This window comes from Bacteroides cutis (assembly GCF_900241005.1).
In the GTDB taxonomy this organism is placed as follows: domain Bacteria; phylum Bacteroidota; class Bacteroidia; order Bacteroidales; family Bacteroidaceae; genus Bacteroides; species Bacteroides cutis.
In genome coordinates this window covers 381,075-400,016 of record NZ_OEST01000002.1, presented here as the reverse complement: position 1 = coordinate 400,016, position 18,942 = coordinate 381,075, and the positions used below count along the sequence as shown (strand labels likewise).

The window sequence follows — 18,942 nt, the reverse complement described above, 5'->3', positions numbered from 1 at the left end:
ATTCTTTTGTTTGTTTTTAGCCCTTTCATAATGAAGTTCCATTAGCTCATTTAAGACAGTTCTTTTATATATAACACGATGCCTTCTGATTCCTTCACTTTTTTATAGTGATTTCGAGAAAATATTTTCAAAGAAGGAATATTGTTAGATTTTACCTCTGCAATCATTTGCGTAACATGAAAATAAAGAAAAACTTCATTTTCAACCAGCGGAATAATGGTATTACCTAATCCCTTTCCTCTGCTATTGGCTGCTATACCGTAACCAACCTCAGCACTTCCATCCCCTTTCAAGGTAATTTTTGCTTGACCTACAGGCTCTCTATTGACAATGAATACATATAATGTGACATCTTTAAGAGTCTGCAATTTAGCAAACCATTTAATATGATTTTCATATATTATTGGTTCTGAATTAAATGAACCTGCTCTATCTGCAGGGTCATTAGACCATTCGTATATTCGATCTAAATCTTCTTGACGTACTTTTCGCAAATATCGCCCCTTAGCTAAATCTGAAAAAATATGTAAGAAATGTGATTTCACTCGAGTTGCATCAAATGTAGAAGGAGTAATAGAAACTAAAAAAACATCTGAAATCCGAATTTCTTTTTCGATATTCCCCAATGGAATTATTCTTCCCTCCTTTGCCAAATTCTCATATAATTCTTTTTGATTATCAACGAACCATCCTGCTGCAATGATTGCACCACAAGCCAACGCCTCAATACAAACCGAACTAGCTGAACATATTACTAATGAAGCACTATTAAATGTATCTGCCATTTGCTGAGCAGATAATTTTGTTCTATAAATCACCCTTTCATTATCAATAAAACTATTTTTGGGGTGATATCCATCTCCAACTATTGCTACTATCTTTTCATTCGTAACATCAAGCAATTGAAGTATAGCCTTGCTTGTTATGTCAAATTCATCCACTCCGCCAAATGTTACTACAATACAATTTCTTTCAGCCCGTGTCTGTTTTGATAAAAAAGGTTTACGTAAAAGTGCATATTCATATCCCAAACAAAGTTTAGTATATGTTTCACAATCAAATAATTCTTGATTTGTTAATCCATGATTAATGACGTAATCCGCCACATAATGCTTGTCGTGCATATCATCAATGCACACCAATCGACAGCCCTTTTCCTTAATGGCGCGCTGGTAATCGGTAGTGAAGAAATAATTGTCAAGCACTACGATTTCATCTCCTCTCAGACAAGAAAGGAAATCATCATAATGCGTTTCTTCCTGCAAGGTGACATGCGGGCATACTTTCTCCATCTCACTCACTTGATAAGGGGTAGGATGACAAGTAAAGAAGGTACAGTCAAAATCGTCCTTCAGCATGTCGGCAAGAGCCAAAGTACGGATAAAGTGGCCGTAACCGATTATCGCCGACGCGTCAGCTTTAAGATACACTTTTGGTTTATCCATGAATCACTTTATATTTCACCTCGGCAAGCTCCCAATCCGCCATTGTATCAAGATCCTGTACTTCCAATTCTGGTAAAATAACAGGTACCACATTTCTACACCACAAAGAATGTTCTTCTATAAACGTTTTGTTTTTGATAAAGTAAAACTGTCCTGCATCGTGGTATGTTTTCTCAAGATCCTGAGAACGCGCATCCATATACTGTGGAAAATTAGGCTGTAAATATCCAGCTTCATCCATTTTTACACTTCGTTGAATTGGAAAGGAATATTCAACTACAGAAATTGCTGCATCATTTTTATCAGAAAGAAGGTTAAATCCCTCTATCAACCTTTCAGCAGTCACAAATGGAGCAGTTGAATATAAACAGCAAATATTATCAAAAGTTTGCCCTCTATCTTCGTACATATGAAGAACCTCTAAAATAACATCCTCTGTACCAGCAAAATCATTAGCTGTTTTCTCTGAACGCAAAAATGGTACTGATGCACCAAAGTCTTTGGCTATTATAGAAATTTCTTCATCATCGGTAGAGACCATCACTTCATCAAAAAGTCCGCTTTGCAAAGCGGCTTCGATGGAATAAGCAATGATAGGCTTGCCCATAAAGGGTTTGATATTTTTACGTGGAATGCGCTTGCTACCGCCACGGGCGGGAATTATTGCTATATTTTTCATTTTACCATAAATTCAAGAACCTTTTCTATCACATACTTTTGCTCTTCATCCGTCAATGTGGGATACATTGGAAGACTCAAACAATGCTCATAATATTCCTCAACTACCGGTAAATCACCTTTCTTGTTACCAAGCTGTTGATAGTAGGGCATCAGATGAAGCGGAGCATAATGTACCTGCGCGTAGATATTGTTCTCATGTAAATAATTGTATAACCCCAAACGATCATCTACCTGGATGATATAAAGATGATAAGCATGATAAACATCTACGGCATTGAATGGTGTACGGATACCCGGTACTTTAGAAAAAGCCTCATTATAACATTCCACTATCTGATGACGACGACCTAGGCCTTCTTTAGCCCTACTCAATTGGGATATGCCCAAAGCGGCTTGAAAATCAGTCAGACGGTAATTGAAACCCAGTTCCTGCATTTCGTAATACCAACCACCATGATGCTCATGTAACAAAGCCGGGTCTTTAGTAATGCCGTGAGTGCGATAAAGGCAAAGTTTGTCATAAAGTTCCTTGCTATTGGTGGTCACCATACCTCCTTCACCTGTTGCAATGTGCTTTACCGGATGGAAAGAGAATACGGCACAGTCTGCATAATTACCATTACCACAATACTGCTTATTTCCCTTACTATCAGTGAAATATCCACCGGGAGCATGGCAAGCATCCTCGATAATCCAAAGGCCATATTCATCAGCAAGCTTGCCAAGTTCTTCTAAATTCAAAGGATAACCGGCAAAGTCAACAGGGATCATACCCTTGTAAGTACCTTTGGGGGCAGATTGCAATATCGCCCTGAGTTTGTTGATATCCATGAGATAGGTATCTTTGTCGATATCACAGAATACCACCTCGCCACCACAATAACGAATACAGTTTGCGCTTGCAGCAAAAGTCATGGGAGTAACAATAACCTTGTCTCCAGGATTAACATTCAACGCAGTGGCTGCAAGATGAAGCCCGGAAGTAGCATTGTTGACTGCCACAGCATACTTTGCACCTACGTATTCGGCAAACTTGGTTTCAAATTCCTTTATCTTAGGTCCTTGGGTCAGATAATCAGATTTCAAGGTTTCAATAACTATCTGAATATCTTCGTCCGTAATATACTGACGACCATAGGGAATAGACTTATTTATCATTTTACCTCAAAATTAGGATCAACATATTTCTTGATATTCTCACGCATGCTCTCCACTGTTTCCCATTCAGTGTTGCTGTCACTACTATAATGGAAACCGTTGGGAACAGGTACAGCATTGTGGTGTTTGATAAATTCTTCACGCTTATGTTTGTAGGAAACAGAAGGCAGGATCACATAATATCTTCCCAAGTCGATAGTGTCAAGGGCATCGGTCACGGTAATCATCTCTTCATGCAACTTCTCGCCCGGACGTATACCTACTTCTACCTGCGGTAGATTGGGAGCGATGGCAGTGGCAACATCTTTGATATGATAGGATGGAATTTTCGGGATGAAAATTTCTCCTCCCAAATGATGACCGATGGCGTACATTACCAAAGCGACACCGGCCTCCAACGAGATATTGAAACGGGTCATCCGCATATCAGTAATGGGAAGTTCCTTCGCTCCATTATCACGTTTATTGATAAAAAAGGGAATTACGGAACCACGGGAACCCATCACATTTCCATAACGGACTACAGAAAACTTAATGTCCTTGGAACCACTGATATTATTGGCTGCCGTAAACAATTTATCAGATGTCAACTTGGTTGCTCCGTAAAGATTGATAGGAGCACAGGCCTTGTCCGTAGATAACGCCACCACGTGACGGACACCTGTGGCAAGAGCCGCTTTTATCACATTCTGCGCACCATGTACGTTAGTTTTGATACATTCTTCAGGATTGTACTCAGCCGTATCTACCTGCTTGATCGCAGCAGCATGGATAATTACATCCACCCCTTCACAAGCACGGGTCAGACGTTCAAGGTCGCGGACATCACCAATGAAATATCTCATCTGGGGATACTTATTCTCCGGATACTTCTGCTTTAATTCGAACTGCTTTAGTTCATCACGAGAGTAGATAATGATTTTTTTAACTTGTGGATAATCACGGAGAATGGTTTCCACAAACTTCTTGCCGAAGGAACCTGTTCCTCCGGTAATCAAGACGGATTTATTATTAAGCATAATAATGAAATTATATTCGTAATTTTGACATAAACACAAATAGTAGTGACACCTTTGTCACCCTCTTTTATAACTTTTTATACGTATACGTAAAACGTACTATTAAGTATTGATTCATTAAATACATATATACTATAGAAAGTTGGAAAAACGCGTGCCAAAGGTGTCATCGGCTACAGCGTCAATACGTTTCCCAATCTTTTTCCATACACTGCACAAACCTGTGAACCAAGCTGTTGTACTCTTTGGAGTGTAGCGCGTACACACCCGCATAGAGGTGGAAAACAGCATAGCACTGATTCAAATCAGACCAAGTCCCCTTTTTATGCATTCATAAGTGGAGACGCTCATAGACGTGCGATGGCATACTTCCTGAATGGGAAGGTATTTACCATCTACCGGAATGCTACACCGTAGCGATTCCAGGAAATCACCCAGCTCAAAGTAGAGGATGATTCTCTTCTTTTTACTCATCGTTTTTTTTGAATAAATTTAAGTTGATACTAAAAAACAGGCATGTGAAACGTTAACATACGTGAATAATGTTAATAAATCATCCATGCGTAACTCACATGTCAGTTATCTCTTTTTGGCGGTACGCCATCTATTCCTCAACTTCGCGGCATCATTTTTTTTACAACAATAAAAACATTCAATGAAAGAAATTTTAATCAGCCTTTTTAAAGGCTATTCAGACATGCATCCCGCAAAAACTACTATTCGTCAAGTGGTCGACCTCATCAAGAACGATGCGTTGATAAGTGAACATACCGAAAAACATCGTCATTATGCAAAACAAGGACTCACTGATGCTGCTAACCGTGAAAAGGCTGCGTGCCCCTGTTTCGCCATAGCCGTACGTTTCGAGGGTGGAAAACGACGGGAGAATATCTCCGGATGGACCGGACTTTCCATGGCCGACTTGGATCATGTGCCCACCGACCGGATGAAAACGATGTTGCAAAGTATTCGTGAGGATCCTCATACTCTCCTCTCCTACCGTACCATTAGCGGTAACGGTGTCCGGGTGATTTTCCTTACGGATTGTATCGGCGACCATTCCAAAGGAAACTTGAAACTTTATGCCCGTGTTTTTGAAGAAACCAATCTCTACTATTCCCGCCTGCTGGATTACGAATGCGACCTGAAATGCAAGAATGTTACCCGTTTGTGCGGACTTGCCCATGATCCTGATGTGTTTTTCAATCCTGAGGCGCTTCCTTTCCGGATACAATCCCGGACAAACGTATCGTGTGGGACTTCCCCAAAAAGAACCCCGCATAAGCGGTTGCAAAGAGCTGTAGAAAAAGCCGCCGAAGAACTGAACCGGGAAAACATTGTTTATACCGAACATTCCCGTAACGAATATATCATGCGAATGGGCTATCTGCTCAACGCGTTTGGGGTATCTCAAGATGAAGCGACGGAATGGGCCATCGGCCGGTTTACTGATTACGACGGGGATATTGTTTCCATTTTCCGTTCGTGTTATCTCAATACAGATGAACACGGCACCCGGAAACTGTCTTGCCGGAAGGGTAAGGACACTACCGGAAACGATAAGTTTGCCACCGTAGAGGAAATAGAGACGTTTCTTGATACCCAAGCGAAATTCAGACATAATACTATCACCGGAAAATGTGAAGTTCTGAAATCCGATGCCGGCAAAGACGACGGCAGGTATGTGGAAATAGACGACCGTTTCGTCAACTCCCTGTGGTGCCGGATGAGCAAGGATACGAAGGCGGCACGCATCGGTGACATCCGCAACGTGCTGAGCTCCGAGTATGTGAAGCTTTTCAATCCTTTCGTCGAACATTTCAGTAAGTTGAAGCCTTGGAACCGCGACATCGACTATATCGGGCAGCTGGCATCTACCGTGCACGTCAAGGGTGACCCGTCCGTGTTTGCGGAATACTTCAAGAAATGGTTTGTAGGTATCACCGCATCCTTGTTTGACACGCAAGTGGTAAATCATGAAATTCTGGTTCTCATCGGGCCGCAGGGAAGTTATAAAACCACTTGGTTCAATAACCTGCTGCCTAAAGAGTTGCAACAATATTTTTATGTGAAATCGAATAATAACCGTATCACCAAAGATGATATGTTTACCCTCACCGAGTTCGCCCTCATCTGCCTGGAGGAGATAGACGAGATGCGTCCGGCAGAGTTGAACCAACTCAAAGCCATGGTAACCATGAAAAACGTGAACGAACGGGAGGCTTATGGGCACTATAAAGAGCACCGTCCCCATATTGCGAGTTTCTGCGGTACCAGTAATAATATCCATTTTCTCTCAGATCCCACCGGTAATCGTCGCTGGTTGCCTTTTGAGGTGGAGAGCATCGACGACCCCTATACGTACCCCGTAAATTATGACGGGGTCTACGCGCAGGCTTACACCCTTTGGAAAGAGGGTTTTCACTATTGGTTCGATACCGGGGAGGTAAACGCTGTCAATGCCCACAATGTGAACTTTGAAGTCCCTAACCTGGAGCGTGAACTTGTTCTTACACGTTTCCGCTACCCCATGCCGGGCGAAGAATGTATCTTTGTTACCACGGCTTATATCCTGAATCAAATCAGCGGAGGCATCAAGCAGTTGCTTAGTCCTACCAAAATCGGAATCGCCATGAAGCAGGCGGGGTTCGAGCTGGTGAGAACCGCCAATCAGCGGGGATATCGGGTCGTAGAGTTGAAAGGTGATGAAATCTATCGCAACCAGTGTGCCACGGCACGGTTTACGGCAAAACCGCCGGTAGCCGGAACATAACGGCTGGCCGCGGAAAGAAGAAGATTGGCAACCGAAAGATGATGATGAGCCGTCTAAAGATGATAACGAGTTGTCTAAACAGCATGGTGACACTCGTTGATCATCCTCTTTCGTCCGTCGGTATTTCAGGGTTCTCCCAACGCTTCTACTATCATCCTTACCTGGACAGGCAGGAACATGCGGCTCTGCGGATTGCAGCATAAAGCATTGAGCCGATCGCGCAGATGGGGGCAATAATCAATCCAACTCTGTAATTTCCGGTAAGCTACCTGCGAATTAAGTGCAGGAAAGTAACATTGGGCAAGTTCCGTACGCCCATAAGCACGAATGACAAAATTCTCCATAACTTCACTTATCTTGTTTCTTTATCGGATGTAAAGTTACTGAAAATCAGCGAAACATCCATACAGAGTATCGGCTTTAATCAACTATAACCTACCGAAATCAAGCCTTATCCACTTTTACCTATTTTCTCTTTTTTACGCATCGTATCTTTGTTTCGGTCAAGAGAGGAATAAACTCTCCGGCCAAAGTAAAACTAATTATTAACTTAAAACTTTAGATGTATGATTACTTACAAAAAAGTTCAGATTGTAGGCGAGAAAAACCAATGCAACGGCCTTTGGTATGCCCGTCCGGTGATTAACGAGACATTCGACACGGAAATGTTGTCGAAACACATGTCGAAGCATAACACTCCTTTTTCGCCCGGCGTTATCAAGGGTGTGCTTGCCGATATGATCTCCTGTATCAAGGAGTTGATATTGGACGGCAAGAACGTGAAATTGGATGATCTCGCTATATTCTCCGTAGGCATCGTGAGCAAGAAAGGCGCTACGTCCGCCAAGGAATTCACTGTAACGGATAATGTAAAAGGCGTGAAACTGCGCGCCCGTGCCACCGGAGAACTGAGTAACGCCCAAATCAACCTGGAGGCTGCACTGAAAGAGGCTTCCCAATATGCCATAGAGGCTGACGGCAACAGTGGCGGCAGCTCATCGGGCAACGGTGAAGACCAGAATGAAAATCCGCTGGGATAAAATATATTTTTTCATCTAAAAAAATCAATTTATGTCAACAGAAAAAAAATCAGTATGGAGCATTGTGCTCAAAGTTATCGTGGCCGTGGCTACTACCCTGGCCGGAGTGTTCGGAATCAGTTCTTGCATGAGCCGATGAGAACCATTACCCTTATCATTATTCATTGCTCTGCTACCCGTGAGGGGCAGAGCTTTGATTTTGAACAGTGCCGTTGCGACCATATCAACCACCGTAGATTTCAAGATATAGGTTATCATTTCTATATTACCCGGGATGGTGACATCCACAGAGGACGTCCGTTGGAAAAACCGGGGGCGCATTGCCGCAATCATAACTCGCATAGTGTAGGTATCTGTTATGAAGGAGGTCTTGATGCTTGCGGATATCCCAAAGATACCCGTACCTTACTGCAACGAGGCAGTCTGCTGGCGCTTATCCGCGAACTGAAACTCCTGTTTCCCACAGTTTTGGTTGTGGGACACCATGATTTAAATCCGCAGAAGCCCTGCCCTTGTTTCAATGCGGTGGCAGAATATGCGGATATTCATTGAATATTACTTTTTCTTGTGTTTGTCCCTTATATAATCCCACCACAAGTTCAGTCCTACCCATACCATTATGTCCGCAACCAGCATCACCGTGTTATTGACATAGGGCATCAACAGGATGTTGACCGCACTGAACGCGCAGGACATGCACAGCAGTGCGAGCATGGCCTTCCGCGGGGACAGCCCGATGGCAAGGAGTTTATGGTGGATGTGGTTCTTGTCCGGTTCAAAAGGGTTCCTGCCTTCGCGTGCACGTACCATGACTACCCGGACAACATCGAAGGCGGGAATGATCAAGGTACTGAAGGCTATGACAAAAGCGCCTTCGGTATAAGAGGTGACATCCGGATTGACCTGGCTGTATTTGATGGCAAGGAAACTCAGCGTATAACCCAAGGTAAGGCTGCCGGTGTCCCCCATGAAAATCTTCCGGGAACGCTCGGCACTGCCGAACACGTTGTAATAGAAGAACGGGACAAGGACACCGAAAGTGGCGACGGAAAGCATGGCATAGCTCCACAGGCCCTTGTCGATGAAGAGAAAAGTGAAGATGAGCAGGGAAACGCTGCTCAAGCCGGAGGCAAGCCCGTCAATGCCGTCTATCAGGTTGATGGCATTGGTGATGAAAACTATGGAGAGGACGGTGAACGGCATGCCGATGCAGGGGTCCAACGCATGGATGCCGAACAGGCCGTATAGATTGTTGAGCCACAAGCCGGAAAGCGGGAAGAAGGAGGCGCAGATAACCTGTATGGCCAGTTTCTGGCGATAACGCACGCCCACCAGGTCGTCGGCGATGCCGGTAAGGTAGAGCAAAGTCATCCCGCAGGCAAAGAGCAACAGTTCGGGAAGCAGGTGGCCGGCATATACGGAAGCCACCCCGTCGCCCTCCAGCAGCCTTACCGCGTAGATAAAGCAGAAGGTGAACAGCACCGTGGGGAAGAAAGAGACGCCGCCCAGCCGGGGGATGGCCTTGTTGTGGACCTTGCGGGAATCCGGGATGTCGAAAAGCTTCTTGCGCATCGAGATGAGCAGGATGCGCGGGATAAGCATGCGGGCGATGAATACCGATATGACAAAGGCAAGTATAAGATACAGTATGAACAACGGAACTTGGGGTTTAAAGGTTAATGGTTCACTCTTCGAGTATTTCAAAAGGATATTGGTTATCCTCGATATTCTGCAGCTCTTCAATGATCTCCCTCTGTGCGGGGGTAAGGGGGCTTCCCTGCCAGCTCCCTATGATTGAACGGGCTTCCAGGAGCATGGACTCCTCGTAAACCTCGCCGTAGCAGTAAGACAGCAGGCGTACTTTCAGCAAGGAAGGGGCAAGGGGGGCCAGGATATTGCAGATACGATCCAGGACAGCCTGCTTCTTCTCCTCCTTGTCGCCATAGTCGTAGATCGTGGCATTATAACCCATCAGGAGGGCCAGGCACAGGTCGGCCTCTTCGATAATATCAGAACCTTTTTCCGGGAAAAGGGAGTCGCAACGGACGAGGACTTCCTTATTCAAACGGCAAAAGTCGTCCGAATAGACGGGGGAGCCATCCATGCCAAGATACATCAGCTCATGGGCCAGCCGCTGGAGCTCATGAGTACGGGAAAGTAGATTATTCATTGAATGTGAATATGATAAGATTAAAATGTTACTCTATTATTTTCAGATAGGACCTGGGCACTTTGATGGTAGCGGTCAGGATACCCTTGATACGGATGACCACGTAAGTCTTGTTGGAACGGGTGGTGGTTTCCCCCTCAATACCGCAGAAGTCGCCCTTGACGACCCTGACCTTACGGCCCGCAGACAATGCTCCGTTGTCGAAGCTGACACCGTCGGGACTCAGGTCCATGACGAACATGAAGTCCTCCATCTGCTTCTCGGGGACGACCAGAAGGGAACGGGTGGAAAGGTCGCGCATATAGAAAAGGGGGACCCCGTAGACATTGGGTATGTCGCAGGCTGTCTTTTTGGTGGCACGGACAAATATCAAGTTCCGGACGACAGGGACCTCACTTCTCTTCCTGCGGTACTTCAGTTGGGTGACCACAGTCCTTGTGGGAAGATAGAATTCAATATCCATACCTTCTTCCGCTTTCAGGCTTTCCAGAATCCTGCGGACAGCGAATTCTTGCTTGTCACGTGTACGGGCGGCAAACCAATATCTTTGACTTTCAATCACTTGAGGAAGTGCTTTGGGAATGAAGACCTCAGGAACGGGTACGCTTCGCGGTTTGAAAGAGACAGTTTTATCTTTCAAACCGGAATGTTACTACATATACCGTATCTATCTGAAAACGAACGAATTGAATACAAACGGATGTTTTTTAAACGTTCGTTTGATGTACGCAAAGATAAGAGTGATTTTTATACTGGCAAAATGTTTGATAAAAAATATTTTTGTATTTCAAGGACATGGAAGTTAATCCTTTCATTTTCAGAGTCTCATGTCTTATTTGATTTTAGAGTAATATTCCTTCTTTTCATTCTTTTTCCTCGTTTTACATACAAGGCTAAAAAAGTGTTTTTTATACGAACGTTTAAAAAACACCTTATCCATCTATTATATAAGTAGTTGATTATATCTTGCGACATTCGGTAAATATTATTGTGCATTCGCATGAGTAGCGGACAATCTCCCCCACACATACCGATTTATATGCATTTCAGCTTCCATGATTCTTTATAAGAGTACATAATTTGTATCTAAATTCCTTAGATGAGAATTGGTAATGGAAATCTTGAGAAAGGGAGATAAAAAAAGCAGTTATAACAATTATAACTGCTTTTTTTATGGAGCGGAAAACGGGACTCGAACCCGCGACCCTCAGCTTGGGAAGCTGATGCTCTACCAACTGAGCTACTTCCGCAAATTCTGTTTCCAATAACACTTGAAAACGGCGACAAAGATAATGAAATCTTTCAAAAATAAACAAGAGATATTCGATTTATTTCTTATCTTTTTAACTACATTTCTTACCACTAACAATAAAAAGGAATGTAATCTCTTCAGTGAAATTAGTAAAATATTCTGCTAAATTTTGTAATCCCCTACTCTTTTTAACATACTTGTCTGTTGAACCTTTTCTCCAATTAATTATTTATACGACGTACTTTTAAAACCAATTTCATATGGATAAAACAAACTTTTTGGCCTATATGGGCACTGTCGTTTCCAACCTGGAAGGCGAACGGCGTCATGGTACCGCACACGTGTACCGCAGTGTTTTGAGATGTGTCATGGAATTCGAGGGACGTGACGTTTTTAATTTTAATGAACTGACTTCTCTATGGCTCAAAGACTTCCAGGAATACCTACTTGAAAGGCAACTCCGTTGGAATACCATTTCTACTTATATGCGCATGCTTCGTGCCGTCTATTCCCGTGCTGTGGATGACAGTCTTGCCCCTTGGCAACCCCGGTTGTTCAAGGGAGTATATACCGGTACGAAAGTTACAGTGAAACGTGCATTGGATAGGGGTACGTTCCGTAAACTGAAAGCCCCCGGAGAACTTCCCCCAAAGCTGGAACGCACTCGCCTACTTTTTATTTTGCTGTTCATGCTTCGTGGTATACCCTTTGTAGACATAGCCTACATGCGTCGTTGTGATCTGAAAGGTAACACGCTTACCTATCGTCGCCGTAAGACGGGGGCTTGGCTAACCGTACGTGTGGAACCCGAAGCAATGGCCATCATACGGTGCTTGGAAAACCATGATACCAGTTCGCCCTATCTCTTCTCTTTCATCAAGCGCCCGGGACACAACGAATATCGACAGTATCGGAATGCACTGCGTAAATTCAATTATTGCCTAAAGGAGTTGTCATTTTACATGGGTATTGAAGGCCTGAGTAGCTATAGTGCGCGCCATAGCTGGGCCACCATCGCTAACTATAGAGACTACCAACCGGAACTCATCAGTAACGCTATGGGACATTCATCTGTGAAAGTAACCGAAACTTACTTTATGAAGCATACAGATGAAAGAATAAATGAGATGAACCGAGGAATTATATCATACATATTTACGAATTTATAATTTGTAATATGCTGTTATACAATACAAACAGAAAAAAAACTATACTCTTAAATCTATCGTATAAACTTCTGTTACTTTGTAGGTAACGGGAAATATTAATCAATCGCAAATATCAACAAAACATTTGTATAGAACAAGAAAAAAACAGATTTTTTTTGAAAAATAAGTAAAAAACGCCTTCCTATATATTTATAAGGCACTTTGATTTGAATAACAGTGTTTTCCACCAGAGGAAAATACATAATACCTCCGTTACCATGTTATGCAAAATTAACATGGAAAACCTGTTCGTATCTTTTCGTTTCATCCGATAATCCGTAACAGCTGGTTATGTCGATACAGGAATGTCTCTTGTACCATGTTCTTCTTTATTTTCCCGTTACCTACAAAGTAACAGGAATATTAAAACGATAAAGTATATAAACAGATAACTTATATCATATAAAAAATGGAGAGCATGAAAAAGAGCCTTTGCATTATTTTCCTGTTTATCGGTATCTCGCTGTCGGCACAGGACATCGCCTTCAAAACGAACCTGCTTTATGATGCCACGGCGACTTTCAACTTAGGTGCCGAATTTCGTCTAGCTCCTAAATGGACGCTGGATCTTTCCGCAAACTATAATCCTTTTACATTTTCAGACAGCAAGAAGTGGAAACATTGGATGGCGCAGCCTGAAGCACGTTATTGGTTGTGCGAATCGTTCAATGGTCACTTCTTAGGTCTGCACTTGCTCGGAGGGCAGTTTAACGTGGGTAACGTGAAATTCCCTCTGGGTATTTATCCTTCCACCAAGGGATACCGTTACGAAGGTTACTATTATGGTGTCGGTCTGGCTTACGGTTACCAATGGTTGTTGAGCAATCGTTGGAGCATTGAGGCCAGTGTAGGTGTCGGTTATATCCGGAACCATTACGACAAGTATGACTGTCCCAAGTGTGGTGAATGGAAGGAGAAGAGCGATAAGGGATACTTCAGCGTTACCAAGGCGGCCGTATCACTGATATATACTATAAAATAAGGAGGAAGCGCGTTATGAAAAAAGAATGGATATATGGCAAATTGATATGCGGTGTATTACTCTTGTTTGGAACGTATGTTCCGGTTTTTGCACAGACCGGACACCTTTCGGGGGTACGCGTAATCAATGATGAGATAAAAAAGAACGGTCGTGAAGTTCACGTAGGTTTTGTCCTTGATGTGGCTGGTATGCATGTGAAACGGCAGGAAAGTGTACGCCTCTATCCGGTGATAGTGGCGAAAGAAGGTGACAGAAGTCTGGAACTTCCTTCTGTAGTAGTGGACGGGCGGGTACGCGACAAGGTACACCGCCGTGAAAAGGCGTTGAGCGGTTCTACCAAGACTGATGGTGCGCAGATTGTGTTACGGCGTAAGAACGGTGAGGCTCAACAGGTGGAATATAGTACAGTGATACCATACGAACCGTGGCTCGGCGCTGCACGGTTGGTACTTCGTGAAGAAACCACAGGCTGTGCGGAGTGTGACAAAGGTACGGAAGAGACCCCCATGAGAAGTACTTTCCTCCAACTATTCCAGCCCAAATATACGGCTGCATTTGTTCCTCCCTTGAAAGAGGCTGTGAAGATGCGTGACGAGGTGAAAGTGGCTCGTCTGAACTTCCGTCAAGACAGCCATAAGATTGACCCGAAATTCCAGAATAACCGTCAGGAACTTGACAGTGTCCGGCACTCCATCGACATTGTAAAAGGAAATGGTGACCTCACGATTACGGGAATATATGTAACCGGCTACGCTTCTCCGGAAGGACATGCAGATTATAACGAAAAACTCTCCCAACGTCGTGCCGAAGCTTTTGCGCAATATGTGCAGAAGGAAACGAAAGTGGATACACACTTATGGCATGTGGCATGGCGTGGTGAGGACTGGGAAGGTCTTCGTTTGGAATTGGACAAATATCCCAACCTGCTGAAACAGAAGGAGGTCATCGCGGTGGTGGAAACGTGTAAGGGTGATCTGGATGCTTGTGAACAGCGTCTCAGAAATGAGTTTCCTCCAGAGGTGTATCAGCGGTTGTTGAATGAAGTATATCCTCCATTGCGCCGTAATGAGTACCGCATAGAGTATAAGGTACGCAACTTCAACCTGGAAGAAGCCCAGAAGCAGATATATACCAATCCCCGCCTGCTGAGTGTGGAGGAGATGTACCAGGTTGCCGACTCTTACGGGGTTGATACTCCGAAATACGGTGAAGCCCTATTGATAGCCGCCCACACCTACCCCGACAATGTTCCGGCTGTTGTAAACGCTGCCCGTTATGAACTTCAACAGGGACATCTGAAAGAAGCCGTGAATTTATTGTTGCCTTTGGAAGAAAAGGGTGATGTACGTGTATTGAACTGTCTGGGTGTGGCTTATGCCAATGACAAGCAGTATGAGAAAGCGCGCACAGTGCTTCAGCGTGCCGCCGCTACGGGTGATGTGGAAGCCAAGGAAAATCTGCGTAATGTGGAAGGAGTGATTGCCGACTTGTAATGGGGTTGGAAAGAGACCTTTATAAACATAAAACAAAAGAAGTCGAACTATTATTATTTACTAATTTTTTTAATTATGAGGTTAAACAAGTATTTTATGCTGGGATTGGCCGGACTGGCATTCGCGGCATGTAGTAATGATGACGATGTGACGGATTTGAGTGAAAACGGTGCTATGGTAAAGGTGAATATCAACACTTCGGCACAGACAAGGACAGAGAACCCTAGTACATCAGGAGATGATGGAAATACGGTTGAAGTAGAGGTAGAAAAAGTTACATTGACTTTGACTGCCGGTCAGGTTAGTGGTAGTGGATCAATAACATTTACGACAGATGGTGAGGGGAATGCGTTAGAAAAGGCTAATAACTATGTGTTTACAGGTGTGAGAAACCCATCTAAGCTGGAAGTGTCTATTAATGACGGCAAAGCTGCCGCTTGGGCACTGATGGATGTTTTTAATGTTGGTTTAAAAACTCCAATGTATGCAGCTGAAACAGATTTTGGTACTCCTACAAGAGTTGAAGGCCAACCGGATACTTATAATGTAGAATTTACTATGCAACACGAATTGGCTTTGTTGGAATTCTCTAACATTAAACATGTGGAAACAAGTGGTAACCCTTGCTACTTCACTACTATCAATTTTGATGGTTTGTTTATGAATAACATTCAGTTGACAGAAGGAACTACAAATTTAGGCAAGTATACAGACTGGGTTAATGCATCAAATGAAAATGCTGCACCTACTTTTGATAAAATAGCAGATGCAGACAAAAATTTTAAAGAAGAAGGGAAAGTATGGCCGGCAAGCGGTTGCTATGCTTATAATATATTTCCGGGTCTGCCAAAACTTACGCTTTGTTTCAGCGATATAGAAGTTTCTGAGGGAAAAATTTGGTCGAATGTAAATAAGAAAGGATATGCAACGGTTGAAAAGTACAAACTCAATTTGACAGGCTTGAGTGATGCACAAAAAAAAGATCTTGGTGTTGATGGCGAGGGTTATATTAGTGAATTTAAAGCCGGCTATGTTTATCGTATCAACAAGATTGATGTAAATGATGAAGCTATAGGTCCTACAATTGAAGGTGGTGAGGACGTTAACATTGTAGCAGAAATTACGGCGACTCCCTGGACTTTAGTTTCCGGTACTGTAGACTGGCAATAATTTTTAATTATTATCAGAATAAAGTAATATAGCATTACACTATAGATCAAGATAAATACTGGCAGAGAGGTAAAGATACTTCTTGTATTGACATTGCAGTTCGTTTCTGCCAGTATTTTCTTTCATATTTATAAACATACGGTTTTTATTTTAATACATAGAAAATTACACATGAAGCATTTACAAAAGATATTATTACTGCTGGTTGTTGTCCTGGCTACCAGTTGTATTAAAGAAAATCTTGACGATTGTGAAACACCTGTTACCATCTACTTTCAGTATAAAGCGGACGGGAACGAAAACGTACTGCCGAATTATATAAATAAAATAGACCTGTATGTTTTCGATGAAACCAATAGCCTTATAAGTACAGAGCAGTACGGACAGGACGAGTTGACAGACCGGACCAAAGGACATGTTTTCCGATTGAAATCGGGAAAATATAAACTGGTTGCCGTTGGTAACGCTTATGATAAAACTAAAGTAGTACATACTGATACTCAAGATTATACAAAAATATTTCTGCAACATCCCAATTGGGAAACTGAAAAAAAAGTAAATGGACATGATGACAACTATTTAGGTCAACAAGAAATAGAGATCCCCGAATATAAGGGAAACGAACAAGAAACTATCGTGCAGTTATACAGTTCGCATATTGAAGTGGATGTGGAAATTATTGGACTTACCAATCATCCCGGTGCGGTAATTGATGGAAAACCGGCTGTAAAATTACGAATAGAACAATCTAATGCTCAAACCGATTTCAACAATGACATTAATCAAGAAGTGAAAGGTACATGTTATCCGGAGTTGGTATACGATGCCTCAAAGGGGATTATACATACCAATGATCTGAAATTATTCCGCATGGATCATGACGGTCATTTGTCGGAAGATTGCTGTAGTCATATATTGATTCTAACCGACACTGAAGGTAATGAGTTAGTACGTGGAAACATCTATGATTATATACAGCGTTATAAAGAAAATATTGATGTAACCAAGCAAGAGGCGATTTTGCCTATCTCAATAGAGTTTACATCTGTAGGTGTGGATATTAATCTTCCAAAGTGGGTAATCGTAGATGGTGAACCTGATTGGAATTAACATATAGGAGGCTTTATGAACAAAATAATGAAATATTGGTCGTTGACTGTTTATTGTCTGTTGGTAGTGCTTGTTTCCTCCTGCATACAGGACGATGACCAAGTAGAAAAGAATAATGGAACAGCTTCGCTGACAGTTAAGTTCAGTACGCGTAGCGGTACATATGCAAATTCTGTAATAGAAGAACAAGAAGGCATTCATACACTTCGTCTTATTTTGGTACAGGAAGGTAAAGTAGTGAGTAACTACAAAGCTACATTCGGTACGGAAGCCAACAATCCGTTGGAGAGTCAGGAAATTCGTTTTTTAAAATTTCCCAAAAAGAATACTACTATTTATGCGATAGCAAATGAAGAAAGTGTAGAAGAGAAACCTGGAGATTTGAAACTTGATGAAGTATATAAAATAGGAATGGTTTTTGAAGCAAGCAGTTTACTTGATAAAGTAATAGATAATAGCAATAGAAAATTTTTCCCTAAAACGGCAAATACCCTGAAGAGGGATGGTAAGTATCTGCCTATGACAGGTATGGCTACATGCAATATGAATAATATACAGGATGAAGTTTCGGTTTCGGTTTCATTGATACGTATGGTAGCCAAACTACGTATCACATTTGTGAACCAGACAGGTATGGTTTTACCTATCAAGCAAATTCGTTTTGGAAATTTTTGGGCAAACAAAAGTTATCTATTCGATAAACAACAACAACTTCCAGACAATGTAGGATATGGTGGTGAAAACTATATACAGGCTAATGAGAGGGATGAGATCCCGGTAGGTGGAGAAGCTACTCTCATTGATTATATCTGTGAATCGGCGGCTGGAGAAGATGCCTATAAATTGGGACTTAATGACTTGACAGATTTTCCTTTAATGAATATACTGGACGAAAATAAGAAGAAAATTACTGCCATTTATCGGAATACTTGTGTTGATATTAGGGCTACGGCATATCCGATGGGATGGGATTTGACTTGCAAAACACTCCCTTGGGATGTGGAAGAAAATTCCGTGGATTATAAGACTCAGTTAAGTTGGACAGCAGGAATATGGGAAAGGAATACTATATTGGATCAAGATGGTAATAAAATTCATTTGGATCCGAGTCTGGAAGCGAAGATGACATTTACTATTGCAACACCAGAAGGAACAGAATGGCGTGCAGAATTGACTGATAAGACCAATTTTGAGTTTGTAGGTTCGTCTGAAGGTAAGATAGAATATATTGATGGTCAACCACAGCTACAGACTATAAAAGTTAAAGTTAAAGACTCAACTTCGGACGATAGATTTAGTACTCAATTAAAAGTATTTGCCATCATTGGTAACGGAGGAGAAGGTGCCGGAACCAGTTATGAATTGGATATAACAAAAGGGGGACAAAGTAATCCGACAGAAGGAGATGTAAATAGATTTATTCTTGAGCAATATAAATAGG

Annotated in this window: 18 protein-coding genes and 1 tRNA gene; 10 read left to right on the top strand and 9 right to left on the bottom strand. The window is 42.5% G+C overall.

The window, feature by feature from the left end; genetic code table 11:
• Positions 1 to 50: 50 nt before the first annotated feature.
• The 4 genes from C1A09_RS05710 to pseB are packed head-to-tail and all read right to left on the bottom strand — an operon-like array spanning position 51 to position 4,303.
• Complete coding sequence (locus tag C1A09_RS05710) at positions 51 to 1,445, bottom strand: bifunctional UDP-2,4-diacetamido-2,4,6-trideoxy-beta-L-altropyranose hydrolase/GNAT family N-acetyltransferase (RefSeq protein ID WP_101542760.1); 1,395 nt, start codon at positions 1,443 to 1,445, stop codon at positions 51 to 53.
• Entirely contained in the window at positions 1,438 to 2,124 is a 687-nt protein-coding gene (gene pseF / locus C1A09_RS05705) for a pseudaminic acid cytidylyltransferase (RefSeq protein ID WP_101542759.1), read from the bottom strand. The genes C1A09_RS05710 and pseF overlap by 8 nt, the downstream gene beginning before the upstream one ends.
• The gene (gene pseC / locus C1A09_RS05700; RefSeq protein WP_101542758.1) at positions 2,121 to 3,284 is read right to left on the bottom strand and encodes a UDP-4-amino-4,6-dideoxy-N-acetyl-beta-L-altrosamine transaminase; all 1,164 of its coding nucleotides are present in this window, start codon (positions 3,282 to 3,284) and stop codon (positions 2,121 to 2,123) included. Before pseC ends, pseF begins: the two co-directional genes overlap by 4 nt.
• Positions 3,281 to 4,303, bottom strand: coding sequence for a UDP-N-acetylglucosamine 4,6-dehydratase (inverting) (pseB, locus tag C1A09_RS05695; protein WP_101542757.1), 1,023 nt, complete (start codon positions 4,301 to 4,303; stop codon positions 3,281 to 3,283). The genes pseC and pseB overlap by 4 nt, the downstream gene beginning before the upstream one ends.
• A 655-nt stretch (positions 4,304 to 4,958) precedes the next feature.
• On the opposite strand from pseB, the gene C1A09_RS05690 reads away from it, so the two are divergent.
• A complete protein-coding gene (locus C1A09_RS05690) occupies positions 4,959 to 7,076 on the top strand; it encodes a VapE domain-containing protein (RefSeq protein ID WP_101542756.1) in 2,118 nt (705 codons plus the stop codon).
• 125 nt (positions 7,077 to 7,201) lie between these two features.
• Here the strand turns inward: C1A09_RS05690 and C1A09_RS05685 are convergent, their stop codons facing one another.
• Positions 7,202 to 7,420: a DUF4248 domain-containing protein gene (locus C1A09_RS05685; protein ID WP_101542755.1), complete on the bottom strand. Its 219-nt coding sequence runs from the start codon at positions 7,418 to 7,420 to the stop codon at positions 7,202 to 7,204.
• Positions 7,421 to 7,642: 222 nt separating this feature from the next.
• Between C1A09_RS05685 and C1A09_RS05680 the strand changes: the two genes are divergently transcribed.
• The 3 genes from C1A09_RS05680 to C1A09_RS05675 are packed head-to-tail and all read left to right on the top strand — an operon-like array spanning position 7,643 to position 8,668.
• Positions 7,643 to 8,116: an HU family DNA-binding protein gene (locus C1A09_RS05680; protein ID WP_101542754.1), complete on the top strand. Its 474-nt coding sequence runs from the start codon at positions 7,643 to 7,645 to the stop codon at positions 8,114 to 8,116.
• A gap of 31 nt (positions 8,117 to 8,147) precedes the next feature.
• Positions 8,148 to 8,255: a smalltalk protein gene (locus tag C1A09_RS16715; protein ID WP_180949181.1), complete on the top strand. Its 108-nt coding sequence runs from the start codon at positions 8,148 to 8,150 to the stop codon at positions 8,253 to 8,255.
• Positions 8,252 to 8,668: an N-acetylmuramoyl-L-alanine amidase gene (locus C1A09_RS05675; RefSeq protein WP_101542753.1), complete on the top strand. Its 417-nt coding sequence runs from the start codon at positions 8,252 to 8,254 to the stop codon at positions 8,666 to 8,668. Before C1A09_RS16715 ends, C1A09_RS05675 begins: the two co-directional genes overlap by 4 nt.
• Before the next feature lie 3 nt (positions 8,669 to 8,671).
• Here the strand turns inward: C1A09_RS05675 and C1A09_RS05670 are convergent, their stop codons facing one another.
• The 4 genes from C1A09_RS05670 to C1A09_RS05650 form a co-directional block, all read right to left on the bottom strand.
• Positions 8,672 to 9,772, bottom strand: a complete 1,101-nt coding sequence (locus tag C1A09_RS05670; protein ID WP_101542752.1) for an MraY family glycosyltransferase — start codon at positions 9,770 to 9,772, stop codon at positions 8,672 to 8,674.
• A gap of 28 nt (positions 9,773 to 9,800) precedes the next feature.
• The gene (locus tag C1A09_RS05665) at positions 9,801 to 10,286 is read right to left on the bottom strand and encodes a UpxZ family transcription anti-terminator antagonist (protein ID WP_101542608.1); all 486 of its coding nucleotides are present in this window, start codon (positions 10,284 to 10,286) and stop codon (positions 9,801 to 9,803) included.
• A 28-nt stretch (positions 10,287 to 10,314) separates the two neighbouring features.
• Positions 10,315 to 10,848, bottom strand: coding sequence for a UpxY family transcription antiterminator (locus tag C1A09_RS05660; protein WP_101542989.1), 534 nt, complete (start codon positions 10,846 to 10,848; stop codon positions 10,315 to 10,317).
• A gap of 612 nt (positions 10,849 to 11,460) precedes the next feature.
• Positions 11,461 to 11,536: transfer RNA gene (locus C1A09_RS05650), tRNA-Gly, on the bottom strand.
• A gap of 262 nt (positions 11,537 to 11,798) precedes the next feature.
• Between C1A09_RS05650 and C1A09_RS05645 the strand changes: the two genes are divergently transcribed.
• From C1A09_RS05645 to C1A09_RS05620, 6 genes are all read left to right on the top strand, one after another.
• Positions 11,799 to 12,707, top strand: a complete 909-nt coding sequence (locus C1A09_RS05645; RefSeq protein ID WP_101542750.1) for a tyrosine-type recombinase/integrase — start codon at positions 11,799 to 11,801, stop codon at positions 12,705 to 12,707.
• A 448-nt stretch (positions 12,708 to 13,155) separates the two neighbouring features.
• The gene (locus tag C1A09_RS05640) at positions 13,156 to 13,728 is read left to right on the top strand and encodes a DUF3575 domain-containing protein (protein WP_101542749.1); all 573 of its coding nucleotides are present in this window, start codon (positions 13,156 to 13,158) and stop codon (positions 13,726 to 13,728) included.
• Positions 13,729 to 13,742: 14 nt separating this feature from the next.
• Positions 13,743 to 15,221, top strand: a complete 1,479-nt coding sequence (locus tag C1A09_RS05635; RefSeq protein WP_101542748.1) for an OmpA family protein — start codon at positions 13,743 to 13,745, stop codon at positions 15,219 to 15,221.
• A gap of 75 nt (positions 15,222 to 15,296) precedes the next feature.
• Positions 15,297 to 16,391 carry a hypothetical protein gene (locus C1A09_RS05630; RefSeq protein WP_145998974.1) on the top strand — a complete coding sequence of 365 codons (1,095 nt, stop codon included), beginning with the start codon at positions 15,297 to 15,299 and terminating at the stop codon, positions 16,389 to 16,391.
• Between the two features lie 171 nt (positions 16,392 to 16,562).
• Positions 16,563 to 17,501, top strand: coding sequence for a FimB/Mfa2 family fimbrial subunit (locus C1A09_RS05625; RefSeq protein ID WP_101542746.1), 939 nt, complete (start codon positions 16,563 to 16,565; stop codon positions 17,499 to 17,501).
• Between the two features lie 15 nt (positions 17,502 to 17,516).
• Entirely contained in the window at positions 17,517 to 18,941 is a 1,425-nt protein-coding gene (locus C1A09_RS05620; RefSeq protein ID WP_145998973.1) for a DUF4906 domain-containing protein, read from the top strand.
• Position 18,942: the final 1 nt, after the last annotated feature.